Consider the following 19894-nt stretch of genomic DNA (forward strand, 5'->3'; position numbering starts at 1 on the left):
TCGGGCAATTTCAGTGAAAATTGCTGAAATGTTTCAGTAGTGCTTCAGTAGTGTTGCAGTTGGTTTCAGTTAGATTTCAGGCCGCTAACCACGCCGGCCGCCTGCTGGAAACCGGGTCACCTCGCCCGTGTAGCCCAGTACCTCGGCCATCGCGGTCCGGACGTTGTCGTGGGTGATGTGCAGGTCCGACTGGTCGAAGAACTCCGCCAGGGAGTGCAGCACGGCACCGTCCTCGACGATGTGCGAGGCCAACTGCAGCTCCTCCATCTTCTTCTTGATCCGGCTCTTCCGCACCGAGAGGTTGCGGGCTTCGCGGCCGGCGTCCCGGCTCACCTTTCGCTTGTGCATCTCCTCGACCACGCCCTGCATGAAGCCGGGGTGGCCGAGACGCCGATAGGGCTCGGCCGCCCGGTCATCCTCGACCAGGACCTCCTCCCAGCCGTGAAGCACGCCGGCCTTTACCTCCAGCCACTCCTCGACCGTGGCAAACTGCGCAAGGGAGGCCAGTTCCTCATCGTCGAGCGGCAGAGTGCCCGCCGGGTCTTCACGCATGGCCTCAGTCCAGAGGATGATCGCTGTGCCGATGTCGGCCCGCCGGCGTTGCATCACCGCCTTGCGCACGAAGGAGGAACCGAGGAAGCGATGCCCATACATTGGGAACCAGTCATGGTTCGATAGGGTGTCGCCGCGCCGTAGCGGCCATGTGTCGGGCATACGATTTTGGTCGATCATTGGCCGCCTCCCAGCATGTGAGCGAAGCGGAATGCGAATCGCATCTGAGCAAGTAGCGGTCCCCAGAGGCTGGTTTTGCGTCTTCCAAACATGGAATTCGCATGGCTCCGCCAATTTTCTTGCGTCTTGTTCAGGGTCACGACAGGGGCCCCAAACGTAGGCCCACGCCACTCAAATGTGACCATTTCGTCGTCTGAGGGTAGTCGCGTCGAAACAGACACCACGGCCATGCCCGAGGACAACCCTCTGGACAGCGCTGTTCCGCTCTCGGATATCAGTAAGGGTATCTCGGACAGGTGTCCTACCACCCGCCCGAGACGCGACCCCAGACCGCGAAGCGTCTGGGAACACATGGTGCCAGTCCAAACCAAAAGACCTGGCACCGACATTGCCATGAAAGGAGATTTCAGATGGCAACGCAGAAGCACCCGCTTACGGGTGTGACGGTGAACGAATTGGGCTTCACGCGGAAGTCCATGACGTTCGAGGACGCGGTTACGGCGTTCATTCTTCGACTGCAAGGGCGTACCGTGACCGAAATGGTCCGAATTATGGGCATCAGCAGTTGGCGCATCAGCGAAGTTATCGGCGGGGTAGTCCACCCCGGCGCTGAAGCCGAAGCCGTAAAAAGGTTGCGGGAGAAGAACCTCATTCTTCTGTAACGGAAGGCCGGCGAGCGCGCAGGAGGGCTGCGCATGGGAGGAGCTCGCCACCTTCGCTTCGTTTAGACCGAGCATTACAGCAGCACCTCCTTCACGGGCCGCTGCAGGTGCACCGGCAGCGGCGGGTAGTCATCGGGACGGGTCAGGCGCTGGCGGCAGGGCGCGATGCGCCGATGCTCCGACCGGCCGTTCCACATGGGCGGCTTGATCCAGACGAGCCAGGAATAGGCCATCGCGGTGGAGGGCTTTTCGGCACCCCACTTCCCGTCCTTCTTCTCGCGCCAGATCGGCACGTCGGGGTCCATCAGCACCCCGCGCCACAGCACAACCCGTTCGACGAACGGTAGCACCAGCGCCTCGGGGCAATCGCGGAACAGCGCGTCATAGCGGGTGCCGCCCTCGACGAAGGCACTACGAACGAAGGCGGCCACGCCGACACGAGCGTGCCGCAGGCCTTGCTGGATGAACTCCAGGCCCAGCTTGAAGGGCGGGTTCATCACCACGAAATCCACCTTCGGCGCGTCGTGCGCCCAGTCGATCAGGAAGTCGGCCTGCGCGTTCAGGCCCGAATAGCCGTAGTCCTTCACGTCGGTGGCGAAGACCGTGCGGAAGCTCTCGCGCAGCGGCTCCGCCATGTATCCGCGATTGCAGCACGGCTCCCAGGCATCCATGACGGAGAGGTCGAAGCCCTCACGCGTCAGCTCCTCGCAGAGCGCCCGCGTGGCCCACGGCGCTGTCGGGAAATCGTCGAGGCTGTCCAGCGCCTCATGGCGCTGCTGACGGACAGCGGAGGAGGTGTTGGCGGCGTGGATCATGCCCATCAGTTCACCCTCACCTTTCCGGAGCCTCCGCAGGCGCCACAGACCTCACACCCGTTGTCCCAGCCGGGGTGCCAGCTGGTGTAGCCCCGCCCGCCGCAGCGGTCGCAGCGGACCTTCTTGGGCCCGGACGCATCATGGGCTTTGGCGGGGCAGGGGATCTCGCTGGCGCGAAGCGTGCAACTGAGAGACACGCTTCGCGCCCCGAAGCGCGCGACGGCCTGCCCTGCGCGCTCCGCACGGGGCTTGGAGGAGCCGCCCCGCGGATGGGAATGAAAAAGGGCGCAGGACGGGAAAGCCAACGGCACGTCCCGCGCCGGGTCGCCGGGCGCGCTGACAAGCGCCCGGGGGCAGTGCCCGCCACAAGGGCGGGATGCGAATGGGCTGAATTTAACCCCGTTCATGCCTGCTCTCCGGCTTTCGCGCACAGGACTGAGCGGAACCTGGCAGCAACGGCCATCACCTCATCCAGTTCTCGGATCTGTCGCTCTGCTTCTGCCGGCGTATAATCGTCCGGCCGTGCCGAAGCTGAGGAATGCGCCGCAGCGTGCTGTTGAAGCACGTCGGAGAACTCTCGGGTCAGCTGGTGAATGTCGCTCGCCGTCGGGCCGTCCAGGACCAAAGGTTGGAACGTTCCCCCTGCCAGCATCGCGAAATGCTGCGCGATCGGCACAGCGGACTCGGGCACGACCCGGCCGAGGCGATCTGCATAGTTGATCCCCAGGCCGCCCGGGCGGGACTCGGAGATCTCGGTGCCGTGCGACAACGTCGATACTCCGACGCCCAGGTCATTGGCGGCTGCTTCCAAGCCACCCGCCGCGCGGATGGACGACTGGACAGCCGACTGGATGGAAGCCGGGCGCGCTTTACGCATGGGGAAATCCTCCGAGGGTTTTCACGGGACTGGGTTGCAGCTTTGCGGCAAAGTCGACTTGACGACGGGCTTGCGCCCGAGCGGCGCGCAATGCGACATACAGAGTGTCCCGATATGAACGAAGAACAGTCACGCTACGTCTCGCTGAGCGGTCTTCTCGCTCGGAGCAGTCATGTGCTTCCGCAGGCGATCAGCGACGCGCATCGTCGGGCTCGAACGGCCCGATTTCCACAACTCCCACTGGCGCCAATTTGCACCGATTGCATCGCGCAGCACTTTTTGAGGCGTTACCCCCCTTTTCGCCGCTTAGCTTTCAACTTCTGCGATGAGCTGTTCCATGTCGCACTGTATGGGTAAACTTACCCGGTCTGGCAAGGGGTATTCTTCCCGATACAGCCCGCCTCAAGGCGCTGTCATAATCTCCACCATGATTGATCCCGCTGATAAGTTCCTGACAGGACTTCGAAAGATTATGGCTGAGCGCGGCCTAAAGGAGGCAACTCTCTCAGAGGCTGCCGGGATGAACAGTTCCTATCTGCGAGACCTCAAGCGAGGGAAAGCAGCATCGCCGAAGCTCTCCACGGCACTGAGGATCGCAAATCACCTCGGCATGACCGTAGACCAGATCATCAGCGCCGCTGACGCGGCCGTAGCGCCTGGTCCTACGATAGCGATCGCAGGTAGGGTGGGGGCTGGTGCTCAGATCCCACTTATCGACGTTTACGAGAAGGGTGACGGGCCTCAGGTCGTTGCTCCGCCGGGGCTTAGTAACCACGGCATTGTTGCTGTTGAGGTTGAAGGCGACAGTATGGAACCCACCTTTTCAGCTGGTGACATCCTATTCTACTCACGAGAGACACATGAGGGCGTCCCGAGCGATGCAGTGGGTAACACCTGCGTCTGCGAGGACGAGAGTGGCATGGTCTGGGTGAAGCAGGTCAAGCTTGGCTCGGAGCCAGGCCTCTTTCACCTTATCTCACTCAACCCTCAGTCTGATAACTTGCACAATGTCAGGCTCAAGTGGGCTGCGCGGGTCCGGCTTCACTGGCCAAAGGACCTCGCTGTCAAGCTCCCGGCTAACTAGCCTGCCCGTCCGAATCTTCCGGCGGGGGTAAACTTACCCAGATTTGTATTGACTTGGGTAAGTTTACCCATAATGTTGCCTCCATCCAACCCGATGGAGGCGACCATGCGCGACCACCCCCCAAGCTATGACCTGCCCGCTGCGCCCGAGCTCTTCGCGCGCTGCCCTGTGGCGATGCAGTCGAACTGGGCCGAGGCCAAACGCGCCCAGGGCCACCCGATCAGCGAAGAGCGCATGGCGCGCCTGCGCCCGGGCCACCTGACCGGCCGCACGCTGCAGCACCTCGACATCGGCCCGCGCCGCATGACCGACGATCAGCCCCTCCGCGAGCAGCTGGCGCCCTACATGGAGCGCACCCGCGCCCGGGTGGCCATCCTCGCCCCCGGCATCATGCGCCGCGCCGCCGCCCGGCGGGCCGCTTTCGAACATGACACGCCCCCGGCGCCCGACGGTGGAGACGCGGCATGATCGACATTCCCCAGGAACACATCGGCTTTTACCGCGCCGTCACGCCGACCGGTTGGGCTGCGTTCAGTCGAAAGACTGGCGTCACCCGCCCGGCGACGGCGCAGGAGGCCGCCAGGGCGGAGCAGATGACCGCGCTGGCCGCCGCGCCCGAGCGCCCGCAGGAGCCGGAGGCATGAACCTCTCCCTGCACCAGGCAGCCCGCATCCTGCAGGCGCACTGGTTCCCGGCCGGGACCGTGAACCCCGACCTTCTCGACCACCTGAAGGACGCAGATTTCAACTCGCACCCCGCCGACATCGGCGTGGCCCTGGCGCTGGAAAGCCTGATCGATGCGACCCAGCCCCACCAACCCACAAGCAACACGGAAGGAACAGATCTGATGAATGAAGAGCAGTCGAAACCGAAGGGCTTTGCCTTCGACATGGGCGCGAAGCTCAAGCTCAAGGCGTCGCCGGAGGCCGGTGTCGTCATTGGCCGTGGCCAGATCGCGCACAGCGAAGACATCTACCTGCTGCGCTACTGCGCCGGCGATGGCCGCCAGGTTGAAAACTGGTGGGGTGAAAGCGCCGTCGAGGCGGCCTGACACCCCACCTGATCACGGCGCCCCGTAGCGCCGTGATCCTCCCCCCGTTTCTAACCTTAGCACAGGAGCCACGCATGATCGACTTCCTCGCCGCCCGCTACGACCGCCAGCGCCGCGCCCAGTCCCGGCCATCGCCCTTGGAGTTCGTCCTGCAGGGTCTGTGTTGGCTCTGCGTCGCGGGCCTGATCGCCATCGCCCTGTTCGACGTGAACACCCACCTGGCTCGCCGCCACATCAACGCCGAGGCCTTCCTCGGCGCCCAGCAGTGACCGAGGAGGCTTCACCCATGTCAAACCGCAGCGGACACGGCACATGGCGCAATGCGCGCCAGCAGCCCGCATGGGGCCAGCCGCACCAACCGATCCCCGCGCCCGACCATCGCGCCAGGGCCTCGGGCACGGCCTTGCTGACGGACCACGACGAGATCCGCGCCTTCCTCGACCGCGTGACCACGCTGCACGGCCAGGCCCTGCGCGAGGCCTTCATGACCCAGGCAATCGAAGGCGGCGGCACCTTCGCTGCGCGCCCGAATGACGGCGGCTTCGTGGTCCACCTGCACCGCATCCCCTGCCACGCGCACACTGAGGCCGGAGCCATCGCGCTCTGGATCCAGAAGGCGCGCGAGATCCTGGGCGACTGACGCCCGCACCACCCGACGGAGTAGAGTACCCGACATGCTGTATCAATCTTCGGAATCCATGACCCCGGTCAAAGTCAGGGCTGTCATTCCCCGCCAAGAGCTGAAAGCGGCGACCACTTTGCTGAACAAGGTGATCGACCGGCGCAACACCATTCCCATCCTCGGCTATTTGCGCATCGAGGTCCGCAATAACCAGGTCATCCTGAAAGCTACCGACTTGGATGCCGAGTTGACGATTACGCTGGAGGCCGAGACCGAAGGCGAGGCGGACATAATGGTAGCAGCGCGGATCCTCGCGGGGTTCGCGCCGACAGCTGCAGGGCCGGTGACCCTGTCACTGATCGCGAAACAGGACATGGACGAGATCCGCCTCGATGATGGCGAAACCATCATCACTCTCAATGATCACATGCCTGCTGCGGACTATCCCGCCCTTACATCGCCAAAGCTGCATCCGGCCTTCTCGATCAGCCAGGATCAGGCATCCCGGCTCATTCGCCTCAGCCAACACTGCATCAGCAACGAGGAAACCCGCTACTACCTGAACGGCATCTTCCTGACCGCTGACCCCGAGCGAGGGACCGTTCGCGCCGTGGCGACAGACGGGCACCGCATGGCCAGGATCGATACCGACGAGCCCGCCGATCTCAGCGGCATTCCCGGCGACGAAAGAAAGGGCGTCATTATTCCCAGGGCATATGTCGGCGCCCTCCATGCGATATTCGGAAAGGGAGGCAACGAGCCCGTCAGTTTCGCCCTGGCAGAAAGCCACCTTCGCGTCGAATGCGCCAATGTTGAGCTCCGCTGCAAAACCATCGACGGCACCTATCCTGACTACGCTCGGGTCATTCCCCCGATCAGCCAGGCCATGCGCGCCCAGCTTAGCGGTCCCGCACTGAAGCGCATGGCGGCCTTGGCAGAACAGATCTGCAGCAGCAGCTGGAGCATCGTGGAGCTGAACCTAGGGGATGGCCGGATGATCGCTAAATCACCCCATGCCGCCGAAGGGAGCCGCGCCTCCGTCCCGCTGCAGGGCGATGTCGCAGAAGGCTGCGTCCACAAGAGTCTCGGCTTCAACATCCGGTATCTGAGCGCCCAGGGCAGCGTGACGCCGAGTTTCACGCTCAGCACACTAGGCCCGGGTGAACCCGCTCGCATCGTTTCCGACGACCCGAACGCGCTTTGGGTCCTCATGCCAGCGCGGCTTTGAGAGACCGACATGAAGGTTTTTGACATGCCCCCGGACAGCCTCGCCCTGATGCAAACCGACATTACCCGCCTGCTGGCCCCCGTGCCTCAGGAGGGCCGCGATGAACCGCTCGACGCCGCTCTTGCCGCTGTCGTGGAGCACGAAAAGGCCTCAACCTCCTGGCTGCAGCGTCACTTCGGCATCGGCTACAACCGCGCCTCCGCGATCATCGAGACGCTGGAAACCCTCTACGTCATCACGCCGGCCGATGCCCAAGGCAAACGGCACGTGCGGACACCGTCCGAACTGCGTCAGGCCCTGGGCCAGAACACCCCGGCAGGCGGCATGAAGCAAACCGACGCGGCCCGCGACGTTCGCGACAAGGCCTATCGCGTCACGGCGGGCGAACTGCGCCAGTTCATCGAGCGCTTCGAGCGCCTGGACGCCGAGAAGAAGGACATCGCCGGCCAGCAGAAGGAGGTCATGGCCGAGGCCAAGGGCCGTGGCTACGACACCAAGGTCCTGCGCAAGATCATCGCTCTGCGCAAGCGCGAGCCCGACGACATCGCCGAGGAAGAGGCGGTGCTGGAGATGTACAAAGAAGCACTGGGGATGAGCTGATGGAGCTCTCCCTTAAGGCCGATCTGAACCCTCAGCGGGCACCATCATCCTCCCCAAGACCTGAACGTCGCCATTCACCGCACGCATGCTCTTACGCAGCCTGTCGTTGGTGTCCGCAACGTCAAACGTGAACTCGAGAAGGACCTCAGGATGAGCCCCACGAAGAACCACGTAGTTGCAGGTCCGCTGACCCGCCGGAGCAACGAACACCCCGCGATCATCGCGCCCTCTGGTCTCCTGGCCGGTCTCCTGCATCCAGGCGAAGTATTCCTGAATCGTGTCGGCCGGGCGAGCAAAGCCCTGCCGCACCTTGGATCGAGGCTTCCTGGCAATGATCTTCCTGCTGATGAGGTCATGGCCGCTTTGGTTGTCGATCCGGAAGACGACAAAGGAATCTCCCCGGACGTTGACCTCGGCCATGCCAGAGATCGTGACATCCGGCGCATCTTTCGGCGCCGGCAGGATTTTGAGGACGTTCATAAGCACCCCGACTGCTCCGCTGATGAGGCGGATCCAAGTTTCAAGAATGGCCAACTGATCCCTCCAGAAGCTCTTCGGTTGGTCGGGTGCGGAGGCGTTGCTGCGCCTTCGCACCACCAGGTTAGCGGCAAGACCTCCTATCGGTCCAGACCGATGCCCACGCACCACGCTCTTCCCTTGGATCAGGAGGCCCGCTGATGGACGGCACGCATCTCCTCGACCTCGCAATCGACACCCGCGCCGCGCCCCTCGGCCCGCCGCTGATCGTCGACAGCTTCGCCGGCGGCGGTGGCGCCTCGACCGGCATCGAGATGGCCCTGGGCCGCGGCCCCGACATCGCCATCAACCACAACCCGGCCGCACTGGCCCTGCATGCCGCCAACCATCCCGACACGCTCCACCTCAGCGAGAACGTCTACCGCGTCGATCCGCTGGATCATCTGGCGGGCCGCCACATCGGCCTGATGTGGTTCAGCCCCGACTGCCGCCACTTCTCCAAGGCCAAGGGCGGCGCGCCCGTGGCCCGCAACATCCGCGACCTCGCCTGGGTGATCCCTGGCTGGATCGAGCGCATCCAGAAGAGCGGCGGCCAGGTCGACGTGGTCATCATGGAGAATGTCGAGGAGTGGAAGACCTGGGGGCCGGTGATCGAAACCCCGCGCGGGCCGATGCCCTGCCCGCAGCGGCGGGGCGAGACCTTCGACAAGTGGCGCAAGGCGATCCGCGGGCTGGGCGGCAAGATGGAGACGCGCGAGCTCCGGGCCTGCGACTATGGCGCCCCCACGATCCGCAAGCGGCTCTTCGTCATCATCCGTTTCGACGGCCAGCCGATTGTTTGGCCGGACCCGACACACGGAGCGCCGGACGATCCGCGCGTGATCGCGGGCGCGCTGAAGCCTTGGCGCACGGCCGCCGAGTGCATCGACTGGTCGATCCCTTGCCCCTCGATCTTCGACAGCGCCGAGGAGATCCGCGCAACGCTCGGCCTGCGCGCCGTGCGCCCCCTGGCGAACAACACGCTGGCCCGGATCGCCCGCGGCGTCGCCCGCTACGTCCTGGAGGCCGAGGCGCCTTTCCTGGTGGCTACTCACTCCATCGTGAGCTCACGGAGCATTGCCCCCTCCATTAGCGGACATACGTACATCCCCGCGAATGGTACGGCAGATTGCTGCTGCCATCTGGACCGCCTCACTTGCCAGTGCCAAATTGGTATTGGCTCGGACACACACACCTGCGAGTTCCAGAAGGACCGACGCATTCGGAGCCAAGGCTTTGCTGTGCCATTCGCACCATCCCCCTCCAAGGATGCGATTTTGAGCCCGGTGCTGACCTACGCTCAGCAGGGCGGGAACAACCGCGACGCCACGCTACCTCTGCATACCATCTGCGCCAGCACGAAGGACCAGAATGCCGTGCTGCTGCCGACGCTGATCCAGACTGGCTACGGAGAACGCCCGGGCCAGGCTCCCCGCGCCCTCGACCTCGGCAAGCCGCTCGGGACCATCGTCGCCGGGGGCGCCAAGCATGCAACCTGCGCTGCCTTTCTGGCCCAGCAGAACGGCGGGCCGCGCATGGGCGCCCACGCAGGCCACGACGCGCGCGATCCGCTCTCGACCGTCGCGGCCAGCGGCAGCCATCAGACGCCCGTCGCCACCTTCTTCGCCAAGTACTACGGCACCGGGGATGGCGCCCGCACGGATGCGCCCTGCCATACCATCACCGTGAAAGACCGCATGGCGCATATGCAGGCGGCCCTGCAGGCCCCACCGTTCACGGAGGCGCATGAGGCCCGCGCCCGCGAGGTGGCCGAGTTCCTGCGGTCCCATGGCGCCTGGGACGGCGGCGACCTGGTCACCCTCGACATCGCCGGCACCCGCTACGTCATCGCCGATATCGGCATGCGCATGCTCACCCCGCGTGAGCTCTTCACCGCCCAGGGATTCCCCCGCGACTACGTGATCGAGGGCGTCTGGGAGCAGCACTGCGATGGCGGCTGGGACTGGCGCAGCTTCACCAAGAACACTCAGGTCAGCTGCGTCGGCAACTCTGTCTGCCCGCCCGTGGCAGCCGCGGTGGTGAAGGCGAATTGTGGGCAACTGGTTGAGAAGGAGGAAGCGGCATGACTGACCCGCACACCACTGACGAACTAGCCGAGGCTAAGGCTCACGCCGAGAGCCGGGCGGCCGAAGCCCCCGAGCCCGCGCTGCGGATCTTCTTCCAGGTCTGTGCCGATGTTCTGGCCGATGCGCTGAAGCGTGAGACGGAGGAGCTGGAGCATGTATGACAAGCCGCAACAGCCGAGGCACCAATGAGCGCAGCTCGTGCATCCATCGCGGTAATCCGCAATGCGATCCAGGCAGCACAGGACTGCGGCGTGCCGATCGGCGCGGTCGAGGTGCTGCGTGACGGGTCGGTCCGCATCCTTGCCATCAAGCCTGAGGCCCTCCTATCGTCGCCCGATCAGGAGGTGAACTCATGCGACGGGCTATTCGGAGAAGTGTCAGATTGAAGCATCTAAACAGATCAGGGACCTTTCCCAGCGGAAACGCCCGGTTCTACTTCCGCCCGAAAGGGCAGAGGGGCGTGCCGCTTCCTGACCTGTCGACAGATCACCCGGAGTGGCTGTCGGCCTACAGCGCCCTTCTAGCTGCGCACGACGGCGGCAAGCCCTCCCCGGAGGTGCGGCATCGCACGGGCACTATCGGAGCCGCCCTGCGGGCCTACATGGCCTCCGATCACTTCTTGGGCCTTGCCAGTTCGACCCGCGGCACCCGCCGGCGTATGATCGAGGATATTGAGGCGCTCTATGGGCGGGGCGTCTTGGCTGACCTCCTGCCGCGACACATTCGCCAGGATCTCGCACGGCTCCCACCTCACCCTGCCAACAATCGTCTGAGGGTATGGCGTGCCTTTGGGCGCTGGTGCGTGGACGCAGGTCTGATCGACGCTGACCCCAGCAGAGATGTTCGCAAGCGCGCGACGGCAGTGACCGAGGGGTACAAGGCCTGGGGCAGGGCGGACGTTGCTGCCTTCCGTCTGCGCTGGCCCCACGACAGCCAGCAGCGTCTCGCGTTCGAGTTGATGCACAGAACCTGCGCGAGCATCGGCGACGCCTGCCGACTGGGGCCGGGCATGGTCAAGAATGGCTGGCTTCACTACCGGCGTCAGAAATCCGGTAGCGAAGCCGCTTGCCCATTCAGCTTACCTGGCCCCGACTGGTTCGAGGCGGATGACCATCTTGCGCGGTGTCTGGCGACGGCGCCCAGGCACATGACGTTCATCACCACGAAGTCCGGTGCGGCGCGCTCACACAAGAGCGCCGCGCAGTGGTTTAGCCGCGCCTGTGATGAGGCAGGACTGCCAGAGCTAAGCGCGCACGGGATCAGGAAGCACCGGGCTTCCGTCTTCAAGGAGAACGGCGCCACCCCGGAGCAGCGCATGGCGATTCTCGGACACGAAAGCCAAAGCGAGGCCACGCGCTACAGCAAGAGCGCGGACCTTCAGAAGATCGTATGCGGAGCAGAAAGTTCCAAATCAGCCGGATCGAAGTTCCAACTCGGCTGATTTGTTCAATGTTTTCAAGGCTTGGCTGAGCAGGTGGCGACCCCGGAAGGACTCGAACCCTCAACCTGCCGATTAGAAGTCGGCTGCTCTATCCAGTTGAGCTACGGGGCCACGAGGGCGTTTTCAGGGAAACCGTGCCGCTTGGCAAGCCCCGGTTTATACTTGGCTGATGATCCACTGGACCAGCCCGAAAACCAAGAGCAGAACCAGGATGACAGCGATTGTGTACCAGAGCAGCGGTTGCTGATAAGCTTCCTTGCGAGCGAAGCATTTCCCGCAATGGTTGTGGGAGAACCTCATGCGATGACCGCAGTCCCGACAGGTGAAAATTCGTAATGCCATGAGCGGATATTCCCCATTCCGTCCGAGCAAGCGTTCTGAACGCGATAAATGAAATGTCCCCTCTATTCGCCTACATGCGCAGGCGGCCCGTGCGCAACAAATAAACCTGTCGCGCTAGAGATTAGTTGCTCATACCCCATGGAAATCTTCTGACCTGCCGGTTCAATAATCAAGACGAACCTGAAAAGCGTTGATTGCCAGTTGTTTGGAAATTGCATTGCAGCGCAAAAGGGTGCTGGCCGCTGCAAGTGAAATTGCAAAGGGCGCGGGCATTTGGAATGTCGAAAATCGAGCGTGGGCACCCGCCGGGATCCACCATCAAGTCGATCTTTGCTCAGGTGCAAAATGTTTGCGCGGCCCGCCCCAGTCATCCCGGAAACGGGCCGCGAGAAAGGTCGTCAGTGGGTCCAGGCGCCACGGCGGTTGGTGGCGAAATTCTCGCCATAGCCGAAGGGACGCACGTTGGGCTTGCGCTCATGCGGTTCGGTGACCACCGCGTCGATCCCATGCTCGGCCGCGTATTCGACGGCGGCCTCCTTGGTCTCGAAGCGCAGTTTGACCTGCGTCTGGGTGTCCGAAGACGAGGTCCAACCCATCAGCGGGTCGATGTCGCGCGGCGTCTCGGGGAAGTACTCAAGCACCCAGTTGTGGGTCTTGGCGGTCCCGGATTGCATGGCGGTCTTGGCGGGGCGGTAGATTCGTGCGCGCATGGCAAGCCTCCTGAAATGACGCTTCCTTATCGGGAATTTCTTGACGAAGAGCAAGCGGCGCAGGGCCAGGGGCCTCTTTGTCAGCAGCAGGGCGGCTGCCGGGGTTGAACCTGCGCGAAAAGAGGACAAATCTGGAACAAACCCGATCGGAGAGTCCATGGCCTACGCCCACAACGACAGCCTGCCGGCGCAGATGCACGCCCCCGCGCCCGACGTGAAGTCGCGCGAGAAGCTGGAGGGCGGCAAGCGGCTGGTGATGAACACCACCTTCGACCCGGCGGGCGACCAACCCACGGCCATCGCCGAACTGAGTCAAGGCGTGCTGGACGGGGATCGCGACCAGGTCCTGCTGGGCGCCACCGGCACCGGCAAGACCTTCACCATGGCCAAGGTGATCGAGGAAACGCAGCGCCCGGCGATCATCCTCGCGCCGAACAAAACCCTGGCGGCGCAATTGTACGGCGAATTCAAGGGCTTCTTCCCCGATAACGCGGTCGAGTATTTCGTCAGCTACTATGACTATTATCAGCCCGAGGCCTATGTGCCGCGCTCGGACACCTATATCGAGAAGGAAAGCCAGATCAACGAGCAGATCGACCGGATGCGCCACTCGGCCACCCGGGCGCTGCTGGAACGCGATGACGTGATCATCGTCGCCTCGGTCAGCTGCATCTACGGCATCGGTAGCGTCGAGACCTACAGCGCGATGACCCAGGACCTGAAGGTGGGCGGCGAATACGACCAGCGCGCGGTGATCGCCGATCTGGTCGCGCAGCAATACAAGCGCAACGATCAGGCCTTCCAGCGGGGCAGTTTCCGGGTGCGTGGCGACAGCCTGGAGATCTGGCCGGCCCACCTTGAGGATCGTGCGTGGAAGCTGTCGTTCTTCGGCGAGGATCTGGAAAGCATCACCGAGTTCGATCCGCTGACGGGGCAGAAGACCGACAGTTTCGACCAGGTCCGCGTCTACGCCAACAGCCACTATGTCACGCCGAAGCCGACGATGAACCAGGCCGTCATCGGCATCAAGAAAGAGCTGCGCCAGAGGCTGGATCAGCTGGTGGGCGAGGGCAAGCTGCTGGAAGCGCAGCGGCTGGAACAGCGCACCAACTTCGACATCGAGATGCTGGAGGCCACCGGCGTCTGCAACGGGATCGAGAACTACTCGCGCTACCTGACGGGCCGCGCGCCCGGCGAGCCGCCGCCGACCTTGTTCGAGTTCATCCCTGACAATGCCATTGTTTTCGCGGACGAATCCCACGTTTCTGTTCCGCAGATCGGCGGCATGTACCGGGGCGACTACCGGCGCAAGTTCACCCTGGCGGAACATGGTTTCCGCCTGCCCAGCTGCATGGACAACCGGCCCCTCAAGTTTGAAGAATGGGACGCGATGCGGCCCCAGTCCGTCTTCGTCTCCGCCACTCCCGGCAAGTGGGAAATCGAGCAGACCGGCGGCGTCTTCACCGAACAGGTGATCCGTCCCACTGGCCTCCTCGACCCGCAGGTGGAGATCCGCCCTGTCGAAATGCAGGTCGACGACCTTCAGGACGAGGTGCGTCGCGTCACCGAACAGGGGTACCGGACCCTGTGCACCACGCTGACCAAGCGGATGGCGGAGGACCTGACCGAGTACATGCACGAGCAGGGCATCAAGGTCCGCTACATGCATTCCGACATCGACACGATCGAGCGGATCGAGATCCTGCGCGACCTGCGCCTGGGGGCCTTCGACGTGCTGATCGGGATCAACCTGCTGCGCGAGGGCCTGGATATTCCCGAATGCGGGCTGGTAGCGATTCTCGATGCCGACAAGGAAGGGTTCCTGCGCTCTGAGACGTCGTTGATCCAGACCATCGGCCGGGCGGCGCGGAACGCCGACGGGCGGGTCATCATGTATGCCGACCGGATCACCGGCTCGATGGAGCGCGCCCTGGCCGAGACCGAGCGGCGGCGGGAGAAGCAGATCGCCTACAACGAGGAGCATGGCATTACGCCGGAGACGGTGAAGAAGAACGTTGACGACATTCTGGCCGGCCTCTACCAGGGCGATGTGGACATGAACCGTGTCACCGCCAAGGTCGACAAGCCGCTGGTCGGGGCCAACCTGCAGGCGCACCTGGACGGGCTGCGCGACGAGATGCGCAAGGCGGCCGAGAACCTGGAGTTCGAGGAGGCCGCCCGCCTGCGCGACGAGGTCAAGCGGCTGGAAGCCGTGGATCTGGCCGTGGGCGACGACCCAATGGCGCGGCAGTCGGCGGTCGAAGCGGCCTCGGAGGCGGCCACCAAGTCACGCGGGCGCTCCACCGCCGGTCGACCCGGCCAGCGCGGTGGCAACGTGAAACGGCGCAAGCGGTGAGGGGCGTGTGACCCGCACGGCCCTGATCCTCGGGGCGGCCGTTCGGCCCGATGGCTCCGCGTCGCCGGGGCTGCGCCGGAGGGTAGAACATGCCGCCGACCTGTTTCACCGCGGGGAGGTGGCGCGGGTCATCCCCTGTGGCGGGGTCGGGCGCCATGGCCCGTCCGAGGCCGAGGTCATGGCCGCGATCCTGCGCGACAGGGGCGTGCCAGCGCAGGCGCTGCTGCTGGAGGGCCGTTCCACCGACACCATCAGCAATATCGGCAATGCCCTGCGCCTTTGCCCCGACCTGCGGGAGGTGGTCATCGTCACCGATGCCTACCATGCACCACGTGCGCGCCTGATCGCCCGTCACCTGGGGCTGACGGCCTCCAGCTCCAGCCCGGCGGATGGTCCCTCGGGCCTGCGGCTGCAGCGTGCCCGGCTGCGCGAAGCCGCGTCGATGGCCAAGGTGGTGATCTGGATGGCCACGGGCCACCGGCTGCGCCGCGGGAACCTTTGACCCCGTTCGGACGTTCATTTTCCAGTTAAGGAATTGAGCACAACCGAACGGAGTTGACCCATGGAATTCGGACTTCTGGGACTGATCGTCCTCATCGCCGACATCTACGCCATCTACCAGGTGCTGACCTCTGCCGCGTCGGGTGGGGCCAAGATCCTGTGGACCCTGCTGATCCTGATCCTGCCGGTCCTGGGCTTCATCATCTGGCTGCTGGCCGGTCCGCGTGGCGGCCGTTCGGTGCGGGTGTAATCTGACCCCCCCCTAATTGGGGCATGTCGATGAAACGGGCCGCTGCGCGAATGCGTGGCGGTCTTCTTCGTTTTGTCAGGGGCGGTAGTGTGCGTCCGGTCCTGCTACCGCCCAGCGGGCACCACTAAAGATTTGAATTGCGGGGCTTCTTCGCGACCGGCAATTCACATGCGGAAATGCGGCGCATCATGCAATACGATCGGAAGCTGCTTCCTTCCGTCAGGGCGACCCGGTCAATTTATCTCGGGGCCTCAACGTCAGGCCCGGCGCGGCCAACACCTCTGCGCTAGCATCGCTACAGAGAATCTCGCATAGGGCGAATCGGACGCTATGCCTACAATCATCTGGCACTCACCTGATGGTTGCAAGATGGGCCTGCGTACTGCCGGTGGCTTTTGCTGGGCCTCGGCGCGACCCTGCCCGGCAATTGGTCACACGAGTTACTTGCAGAGCCTGCGCGGCCTCGGTTCGGGCAGTCCGGGCGTGATCTGGAAAGCCGAAGAAACAGGGGCGGGCCGATTGACTCTGTCCCGTTTGCCCGTATAAGCGCGGCTCCATTGGTGTTGGTGGCCCCCGCAAGGGGATCCCTGTCAACCCGGGTCGCCTGTCCCGCAAGGGGGAGGTCCGGGGAGAGGACAACGCCCTTCGTAACTCAAGAAGGAGATCAGCCGTGACCAAACGCACGTCTGCCAAGTACAAGATCGACCGCCGCATGGGCGAAAACATCTGGGGCCGCCCGAAGTCCCCGGTGAACCGCCGTGAATACGGCCCCGGCCAGCACGGCCAGCGCCGCAAGGGCAAGATGTCCGACTTCGGCCTGCAGCTGCGCGCCAAGCAGAAGCTGAAAGGCTACTACGGCGACCTGACCGAGAAGCAGTTCCGCCGCATCTTCGGCGAAGCCGAGCGTCGCAAGGGCGACACCGGTGAGCTGCTCATCGGCCTGCTGGAACGCCGCCTGGACGCCGTCGTCTACCGCGCCAAGTTCGTCGCGACCGTCTTCGCGGCCCGTCAGTTCGTGAACCACGGCCACGTCCTGGTGAACGGCAAGCGCGTGAACATCCCCTCCTACCGCGTGAAGGAAGGCGACGTGATCGAGGTCCGCGAGAAGTCCAAGCAGATGACCGCCGTCCTGGAAGCCATCCAGCTGCCCGAGCGTGACGTGCCCGACTACCTCGAAGTCGACACCTCCAAGCTGACCGCGACCTTCGTGCGCACCCCTGGCCTGTCGGACGTTCCCTACCCCGTCCAGATGGAACCGAACCTGGTCATCGAATACTACGCCCAGAACTAAGTTCTGCCACGACAGTTTCCGGAAAGGGCCGTGCCAAGTGCGCGGCCCTTTTTGCATGGGTGAAAGGGATGGGGCGATAGAGCCGGGGCGGGGCCGTCCGGTCCCTGCGCGGGTCAGTCGGGAGAGTTGCCGATGTCCTCGCAGGTCTCTTCCAGCTCGCGCGTGGGGTGGCGTGCGGCCTTCAGGGCGCTGTCGAGGTCGGCGCCCTCGACCGTGGCGCGGGCCAGTTCGTCCAGCGCGAAGGTCTGCACCAGGGCGGTGCCCTTCATCACGTCGCGCGACAGGGCGAGGATCGCCAGGTAGTCCAGGTGATTGCCCAGCATGCCGGAGCCGTCTTCCTCGCCGCCCTCGGCATTGATCCGGCAGGCCTCGACCGAGACCGACAGGAAGGAACGGCAGACCGTGGGGCGGGCGTCGTAGACCCGGCAGGCGCGGGTGTCCGGATCCAGCGCCGCGCAGGCGTTGGCGTTCCAGGCGCGGCCGTCGGGCTGGCCGGCCAGCGGGGCGAGGGCGGCGTGCATGCGGCGTGCCTCGGCCTCGGTGATCAGCCCGCCGTCGCCTTCCAGCAGGATGCAGCAGAAGGCGCAGCCCTCGGCGCAGGCGGCGTTGACCAGCTGCTCGGGGTTGTTGGCGCGGATCTGCTCGCCGGTCATCGCGGCCAGCTTGCGCGCGGCCTCGCCCGAGGCCAGCTCGGCCCGGATGTCGCGGAAGGGCTGGCCCTGGGTCTCGGCGCTGGCCAGCCAGGCATCCAGGATGCGTCGCCCGCGATCTTCCAGCGCTGCGGGCATGCCGCGGGCCCGGGCCTTCGTCAGCTTGGTGCGCAGGTCCGCGATGCTGGCCGGGCGGCCCTTGGCAGTCTTGCGTCCGGCGGTGGAGGATCGAGCGGGGGTGCGGGCCATGCGGGTCTCCTGGCGGGGTCCCTTCCGGGAGCTGGGAAGGCGGAGTATATCGGCTATGACCTCAGGGTCCAGCGAGCGGGGCAGGGCGCATGTCGCCGGCGCCGCGCTGCGTCGGGCGCGGCGCCGTTACCCGCGTTTGCCCGGCCCTGCGAATAGGGTCTTCACAAGCACGGGCAAAAGCCCTAGAAGCCCGCTCTGTCAGGGCATCCGGGATTCGGATCGCCCCGACGATTCGTCCGAGACGGTGGGTGAAGGGGATCTGCTCTTCATAATTCCTGCCTGAGACGGGTAAGCACCAGATTTCTTCGGGCCCGCTCGTGTGCGGCTCCCCGGGACGATCTTGGACGGACCCCGTTACGGACCCGCTTGCCGGGACGTAAGTCCCCGGCAGAACTGAGCCGGAGGGTCACACCTCCCTGATTGGAGTGAAACTGTGGATAGAGCCCAGAAAGAGAAAGTGGTCGAGGAACTCGGCCAGATCTTCGAAAGCTCTGGCGTTGTGGTGGTTGCCCACTACACCGGTCTCACGGTTGCTGAGATGCAGTCTCTGCGCGCAAAGGCACGTGATGCCGATGCAGCAGTGCGCGTCGCCAAGAACAGGCTCGCCAAGATCGCCCTGGAAGGCAAGCCCTGCGAGAGCATGGCCGAATTCCTGACGGGCATGACCGTTCTGACCTATTCCGAGGACCCTGTCGCAGCTGCGAAGGTCGCGGAAGATTTCGCCAAAGAGAACAAGAAGTTCGAAATTCTCGGCGGCGCAATGGGTGAGAGCGCTCTGGACCGGGCCGGTGTCGAAGCCGTGTCGAAGATGCCCTCGCGCGACGAGCTTATCGCTCAGATCGCGTCCTGCATCGGCGCACCCGCTTCGAACATTGCCGGTGCCATTGGCGCCCCTGCTTCGAATATCGCCTCCATCCTCTCCACGATCGAAGAGCGTGGCGAGGCGGCGTAAGCAACATGAGAACCGGCGTAGGGCCGCAGGCCCACACGTTGGAACACATCTAGAGATACGGAAAGAAGTCAAATGGCTGATCTGAAGAAACTGGCAGAAGACATCGTTGGTCTGACCCTGCTGGAAGCACAAGAACTGAAAACCATCCTGAAAGACGAGTACGGCATCGAGCCCGCAGCCGGTGGCGCCGTCATGATGGCTGGCCCCGCAGGTGGTGGCGAAGCCGCTGCTGAAGAAGAAAAGACCGAGTTCGACGTCATCCTGAAGTCGGCCGGCGCCTCCAAGATCAACGTGATCAAGGAAGTCCGCGGCATCACCGGCCTGGGCCTGAAAGAAGCCAAGGAACTGGTCGAAGCCGGCGGCAAGGCTGTCAAAGAAGGCGTCTCGAAAGAGGAAGCCGAAGAGATCAAAGGCAAGCTGGAAGCAGCTGGCGCCGAGATCGAAGTCAAGTAATTGGCTTTCGGTCCGCGCGTGTCGCGGATCGTCTCATAGGGAACGGGCGTCCTTCGGGGCGCCCGTTTCTCGTCTTGGCCCCGGCCGGCACGGCGTAGGGCCTGGGCGGGATCTTGTCGAAATATTCATACCTTGGCAGGCCGGCCATTGCGCTGACGCGCAAGGTGTCCTATTTGCAAGGTTCCGCTGGACCCGTGCGATTCGGGCTGGCCGTTGTTGCATTCCCGCGAGGTGTTCCCGACTTCCATCCAATTCGTCTTTCGCAGGAAGCGACCGGAGCGGAGCGGGGCAGGCCCCCGACAGGCGCCGGACCCTCGGATAGGCAGGATGCGTCAGGAGCAAATCTCAGGATCACGCGGGCGCCGCCCCAGGGCAGGCTGCCGGAACCGAAGAATTCACAGGCTGGATGCGGGATTTCCGCGTCC

The 19894-nt window shown here is 64.2% G+C and carries 25 protein-coding genes, 1 tRNA gene and 1 pseudogene; 20 read left to right on the plus strand and 7 right to left on the minus strand.

The genetic code is table 11. The features are described 5' to 3' along the window. Positions 1 to 84 precede the first annotated feature (84 nt). Positions 85 to 714, minus strand: coding sequence for a hypothetical protein (locus LC066_RS16630; RefSeq protein ID WP_224901336.1), 630 nt, complete (start codon positions 712 to 714; stop codon positions 85 to 87). Between the two features lie 428 nt (positions 715 to 1142). Here LC066_RS16630 and LC066_RS16635 point away from each other — a divergent pair, with 428 nt between their 5' ends. Next, positions 1143 to 1394: a hypothetical protein gene (locus LC066_RS16635; protein ID WP_224901340.1), complete on the plus strand. Its 252-nt coding sequence runs from the start codon at positions 1143 to 1145 to the stop codon at positions 1392 to 1394. Between the two features lie 74 nt (positions 1395 to 1468). On the opposite strand, the gene LC066_RS16640 is transcribed toward LC066_RS16635, so the two are convergent. Next, positions 1469 to 2215 carry a hypothetical protein gene (locus tag LC066_RS16640; protein ID WP_224901343.1) on the minus strand — a complete coding sequence of 249 codons (747 nt, stop codon included), beginning with the start codon at positions 2213 to 2215 and terminating at the stop codon, positions 1469 to 1471. Between the two features lie 397 nt (positions 2216 to 2612). Continuing rightward, entirely contained in the window at positions 2613 to 3086 is a 474-nt protein-coding gene (locus LC066_RS16645; protein WP_224901346.1) for a hypothetical protein, read from the minus strand. 427 nt (positions 3087 to 3513) lie between these two features. On the opposite strand from LC066_RS16645, the gene LC066_RS16650 reads away from it, so the two are divergent. The 9 genes and pseudogenes from LC066_RS16650 to LC066_RS16690 all read left to right on the plus strand — a co-directional run bounded on the left by LC066_RS16650 (position 3514) and on the right by LC066_RS16690 (position 7671). Then, positions 3514 to 4170 (plus strand): S24 family peptidase, encoded by a 657-nt coding sequence (locus LC066_RS16650; RefSeq protein ID WP_224901349.1) that lies wholly within the window; start codon positions 3514 to 3516, stop codon positions 4168 to 4170. Positions 4171 to 4275: 105 nt separating this feature from the next. Then, positions 4276 to 4638, plus strand: a complete 363-nt coding sequence (locus tag LC066_RS16655) for a hypothetical protein (protein ID WP_224901352.1) — start codon at positions 4276 to 4278, stop codon at positions 4636 to 4638. Next, positions 4635 to 4814 (plus strand): hypothetical protein, encoded by a 180-nt coding sequence (locus tag LC066_RS16660; protein WP_224901355.1) that lies wholly within the window; start codon positions 4635 to 4637, stop codon positions 4812 to 4814. Before LC066_RS16655 ends, LC066_RS16660 begins: the two co-directional genes overlap by 4 nt. Further along, complete coding sequence (locus tag LC066_RS16665) at positions 4811 to 5221, plus strand: hypothetical protein (RefSeq protein WP_224901357.1); 411 nt, start codon at positions 4811 to 4813, stop codon at positions 5219 to 5221. Before LC066_RS16660 ends, LC066_RS16665 begins: the two co-directional genes overlap by 4 nt. Positions 5222 to 5295: 74 nt before the next feature. Further along, positions 5296 to 5490 carry a hypothetical protein gene (locus tag LC066_RS16670; RefSeq protein ID WP_224901360.1) on the plus strand — a complete coding sequence of 65 codons (195 nt, stop codon included), beginning with the start codon at positions 5296 to 5298 and terminating at the stop codon, positions 5488 to 5490. A 17-nt stretch (positions 5491 to 5507) separates the two neighbouring features. Next, positions 5508 to 5861: a hypothetical protein gene (locus LC066_RS16675; protein ID WP_224901363.1), complete on the plus strand. Its 354-nt coding sequence runs from the start codon at positions 5508 to 5510 to the stop codon at positions 5859 to 5861. Between the two features lie 34 nt (positions 5862 to 5895). Next, positions 5896 to 7071: a DNA polymerase III subunit beta gene (locus LC066_RS16680; protein WP_224901365.1), complete on the plus strand. Its 1176-nt coding sequence runs from the start codon at positions 5896 to 5898 to the stop codon at positions 7069 to 7071. Positions 7072 to 7119: 48 nt separating this feature from the next. Then, positions 7120 to 7329, plus strand: a pseudogene (locus LC066_RS16685) (DNA translocase FtsK); the annotation flags it as partial. A 66-nt stretch (positions 7330 to 7395) separates the two neighbouring features. Continuing rightward, a complete protein-coding gene (locus LC066_RS16690; protein ID WP_224901521.1) occupies positions 7396 to 7671 on the plus strand; it encodes a DUF2312 domain-containing protein in 276 nt (91 codons plus the stop codon). A gap of 12 nt (positions 7672 to 7683) precedes the next feature. Here LC066_RS16690 and LC066_RS16695 read toward each other — a convergent pair whose 3' ends face one another. Further along, on the minus strand, positions 7684 to 8205 hold the full coding sequence (locus LC066_RS16695; protein ID WP_224901368.1) for a hypothetical protein: 522 nt from the start codon (positions 8203 to 8205) through the stop codon (positions 7684 to 7686). A gap of 143 nt (positions 8206 to 8348) precedes the next feature. Between LC066_RS16695 and LC066_RS16700 the strand changes: the two genes are divergently transcribed. From LC066_RS16700 to LC066_RS16715, 4 genes are all read left to right on the plus strand, one after another. Continuing rightward, complete coding sequence (locus LC066_RS16700; RefSeq protein ID WP_224901370.1) at positions 8349 to 10274, plus strand: DNA cytosine methyltransferase; 1926 nt, start codon at positions 8349 to 8351, stop codon at positions 10272 to 10274. Then, complete coding sequence (locus LC066_RS16705; protein ID WP_224901373.1) at positions 10271 to 10435, plus strand: hypothetical protein; 165 nt, start codon at positions 10271 to 10273, stop codon at positions 10433 to 10435. The genes LC066_RS16700 and LC066_RS16705 overlap by 4 nt, the downstream gene beginning before the upstream one ends. Positions 10436 to 10459: 24 nt before the next feature. Next, positions 10460 to 10660 (plus strand): hypothetical protein, encoded by a 201-nt coding sequence (locus LC066_RS16710; RefSeq protein ID WP_222481505.1) that lies wholly within the window; start codon positions 10460 to 10462, stop codon positions 10658 to 10660. A gap of 74 nt (positions 10661 to 10734) precedes the next feature. Continuing rightward, positions 10735 to 11715, plus strand: coding sequence for a tyrosine-type recombinase/integrase (locus LC066_RS16715; protein ID WP_224901376.1), 981 nt, complete (start codon positions 10735 to 10737; stop codon positions 11713 to 11715). A 34-nt stretch (positions 11716 to 11749) separates the two neighbouring features. On the opposite strand, the gene LC066_RS16720 is transcribed toward LC066_RS16715, so the two are convergent. Together LC066_RS16720 and LC066_RS16725 are read right to left on the minus strand one after the other, a co-directional pair. Continuing rightward, positions 11750 to 11826 (minus strand) — tRNA-Arg (locus LC066_RS16720). 629 nt (positions 11827 to 12455) lie between these two features. Beyond that, entirely contained in the window at positions 12456 to 12767 is a 312-nt protein-coding gene (locus LC066_RS16725) for an ETC complex I subunit (RefSeq protein WP_085889482.1), read from the minus strand. 157 nt (positions 12768 to 12924) lie between these two features. On the opposite strand from LC066_RS16725, the gene uvrB reads away from it, so the two are divergent. The 4 genes from uvrB (at position 12925) to rpsD (ending at position 17165) form a co-directional block, all read left to right on the plus strand. Further along, positions 12925 to 15123, plus strand: coding sequence for an excinuclease ABC subunit UvrB (gene uvrB, locus LC066_RS16730; protein ID WP_318246721.1), 2199 nt, complete (start codon positions 12925 to 12927; stop codon positions 15121 to 15123). A 7-nt stretch (positions 15124 to 15130) separates the two neighbouring features. Then, entirely contained in the window at positions 15131 to 15625 is a 495-nt protein-coding gene (locus LC066_RS16735) for a YdcF family protein (RefSeq protein ID WP_224901379.1), read from the plus strand. Between the two features lie 60 nt (positions 15626 to 15685). Then, positions 15686 to 15874: a PLDc N-terminal domain-containing protein gene (locus LC066_RS16740; RefSeq protein WP_222481511.1), complete on the plus strand. Its 189-nt coding sequence runs from the start codon at positions 15686 to 15688 to the stop codon at positions 15872 to 15874. Between the two features lie 670 nt (positions 15875 to 16544). Next, complete coding sequence (rpsD, locus tag LC066_RS16745) at positions 16545 to 17165, plus strand: 30S ribosomal protein S4 (protein ID WP_224901395.1); 621 nt, start codon at positions 16545 to 16547, stop codon at positions 17163 to 17165. Positions 17166 to 17278: 113 nt separating this feature from the next. On the opposite strand, the gene LC066_RS16750 is transcribed toward rpsD, so the two are convergent. Beyond that, a complete protein-coding gene (locus LC066_RS16750; RefSeq protein WP_224901396.1) occupies positions 17279 to 18064 on the minus strand; it encodes a YkgJ family cysteine cluster protein in 786 nt (261 codons plus the stop codon). Between the two features lie 433 nt (positions 18065 to 18497). On the opposite strand from LC066_RS16750, the gene rplJ reads away from it, so the two are divergent. Together rplJ and rplL are read left to right on the plus strand one after the other, a co-directional pair. Beyond that, positions 18498 to 19016 carry a 50S ribosomal protein L10 gene (gene rplJ, locus LC066_RS16755; protein WP_224901398.1) on the plus strand — a complete coding sequence of 173 codons (519 nt, stop codon included), beginning with the start codon at positions 18498 to 18500 and terminating at the stop codon, positions 19014 to 19016. A 72-nt stretch (positions 19017 to 19088) separates the two neighbouring features. After that, entirely contained in the window at positions 19089 to 19469 is a 381-nt protein-coding gene (rplL, locus tag LC066_RS16760; protein WP_222481517.1) for a 50S ribosomal protein L7/L12, read from the plus strand. The last annotated feature ends 425 nt before the right edge of the window (positions 19470 to 19894 follow it).

Origin of the sequence: Pseudooceanicola marinus, from assembly GCF_020177265.1 — a bacterium.
Lineage (GTDB): Bacteria > Pseudomonadota > Alphaproteobacteria > Rhodobacterales > Rhodobacteraceae > Pseudooceanicola > Pseudooceanicola marinus_A.

Excerpts from the sequence above, each read along its gene's own strand:
- LC066_RS16740 (WP_222481511.1), top strand. The coding sequence starts at position 15,686 with ATGGAATTCGGACTTCTGGGACTGATCGTCCTCATCGCCGACATCTAC.
- LC066_RS16630 (WP_224901336.1), bottom strand. The coding sequence starts at position 714 with ATGCCCGACACATGGCCGCTACGGCGCGGCGACACCCTATCGAACCAT.
- LC066_RS16665 (WP_224901357.1), top strand. The coding sequence starts at position 4,811 with ATGAACCTCTCCCTGCACCAGGCAGCCCGCATCCTGCAGGCGCACTGG.
- LC066_RS16680 (WP_224901365.1), top strand. The coding sequence starts at position 5,896 with ATGCTGTATCAATCTTCGGAATCCATGACCCCGGTCAAAGTCAGGGCT.
- LC066_RS16640 (WP_224901343.1), bottom strand. The coding sequence starts at position 2,215 with ATGGGCATGATCCACGCCGCCAACACCTCCTCCGCTGTCCGTCAGCAG.
- LC066_RS16690 (WP_224901521.1), top strand. The coding sequence starts at position 7,396 with ATGAAGCAAACCGACGCGGCCCGCGACGTTCGCGACAAGGCCTATCGC.
- LC066_RS16635 (WP_224901340.1), top strand. The coding sequence starts at position 1,143 with ATGGCAACGCAGAAGCACCCGCTTACGGGTGTGACGGTGAACGAATTG.
- LC066_RS16675 (WP_224901363.1), top strand. The coding sequence starts at position 5,508 with ATGTCAAACCGCAGCGGACACGGCACATGGCGCAATGCGCGCCAGCAG.
- LC066_RS16645 (WP_224901346.1), bottom strand. The coding sequence starts at position 3,086 with ATGCGTAAAGCGCGCCCGGCTTCCATCCAGTCGGCTGTCCAGTCGTCC.
- LC066_RS16700 (WP_224901370.1), top strand. The coding sequence starts at position 8,349 with ATGGACGGCACGCATCTCCTCGACCTCGCAATCGACACCCGCGCCGCG.
- LC066_RS16710 (WP_222481505.1), top strand. The coding sequence starts at position 10,460 with ATGAGCGCAGCTCGTGCATCCATCGCGGTAATCCGCAATGCGATCCAG.
- LC066_RS16660 (WP_224901355.1), top strand. The coding sequence starts at position 4,635 with ATGATCGACATTCCCCAGGAACACATCGGCTTTTACCGCGCCGTCACG.
- LC066_RS16655 (WP_224901352.1), top strand. The coding sequence starts at position 4,276 with ATGCGCGACCACCCCCCAAGCTATGACCTGCCCGCTGCGCCCGAGCTC.
- LC066_RS16705 (WP_224901373.1), top strand. The coding sequence starts at position 10,271 with ATGACTGACCCGCACACCACTGACGAACTAGCCGAGGCTAAGGCTCAC.
- uvrB (WP_318246721.1), top strand. The coding sequence starts at position 12,925 with ATGGCCTACGCCCACAACGACAGCCTGCCGGCGCAGATGCACGCCCCC.
- LC066_RS16650 (WP_224901349.1), top strand. The coding sequence starts at position 3,514 with ATGATTGATCCCGCTGATAAGTTCCTGACAGGACTTCGAAAGATTATG.
- LC066_RS16750 (WP_224901396.1), bottom strand. The coding sequence starts at position 18,064 with ATGGCCCGCACCCCCGCTCGATCCTCCACCGCCGGACGCAAGACTGCC.
- LC066_RS16725 (WP_085889482.1), bottom strand. The coding sequence starts at position 12,767 with ATGCGCGCACGAATCTACCGCCCCGCCAAGACCGCCATGCAATCCGGG.
- LC066_RS16670 (WP_224901360.1), top strand. The coding sequence starts at position 5,296 with ATGATCGACTTCCTCGCCGCCCGCTACGACCGCCAGCGCCGCGCCCAG.
- rplL (WP_222481517.1), top strand. The coding sequence starts at position 19,089 with ATGGCTGATCTGAAGAAACTGGCAGAAGACATCGTTGGTCTGACCCTG.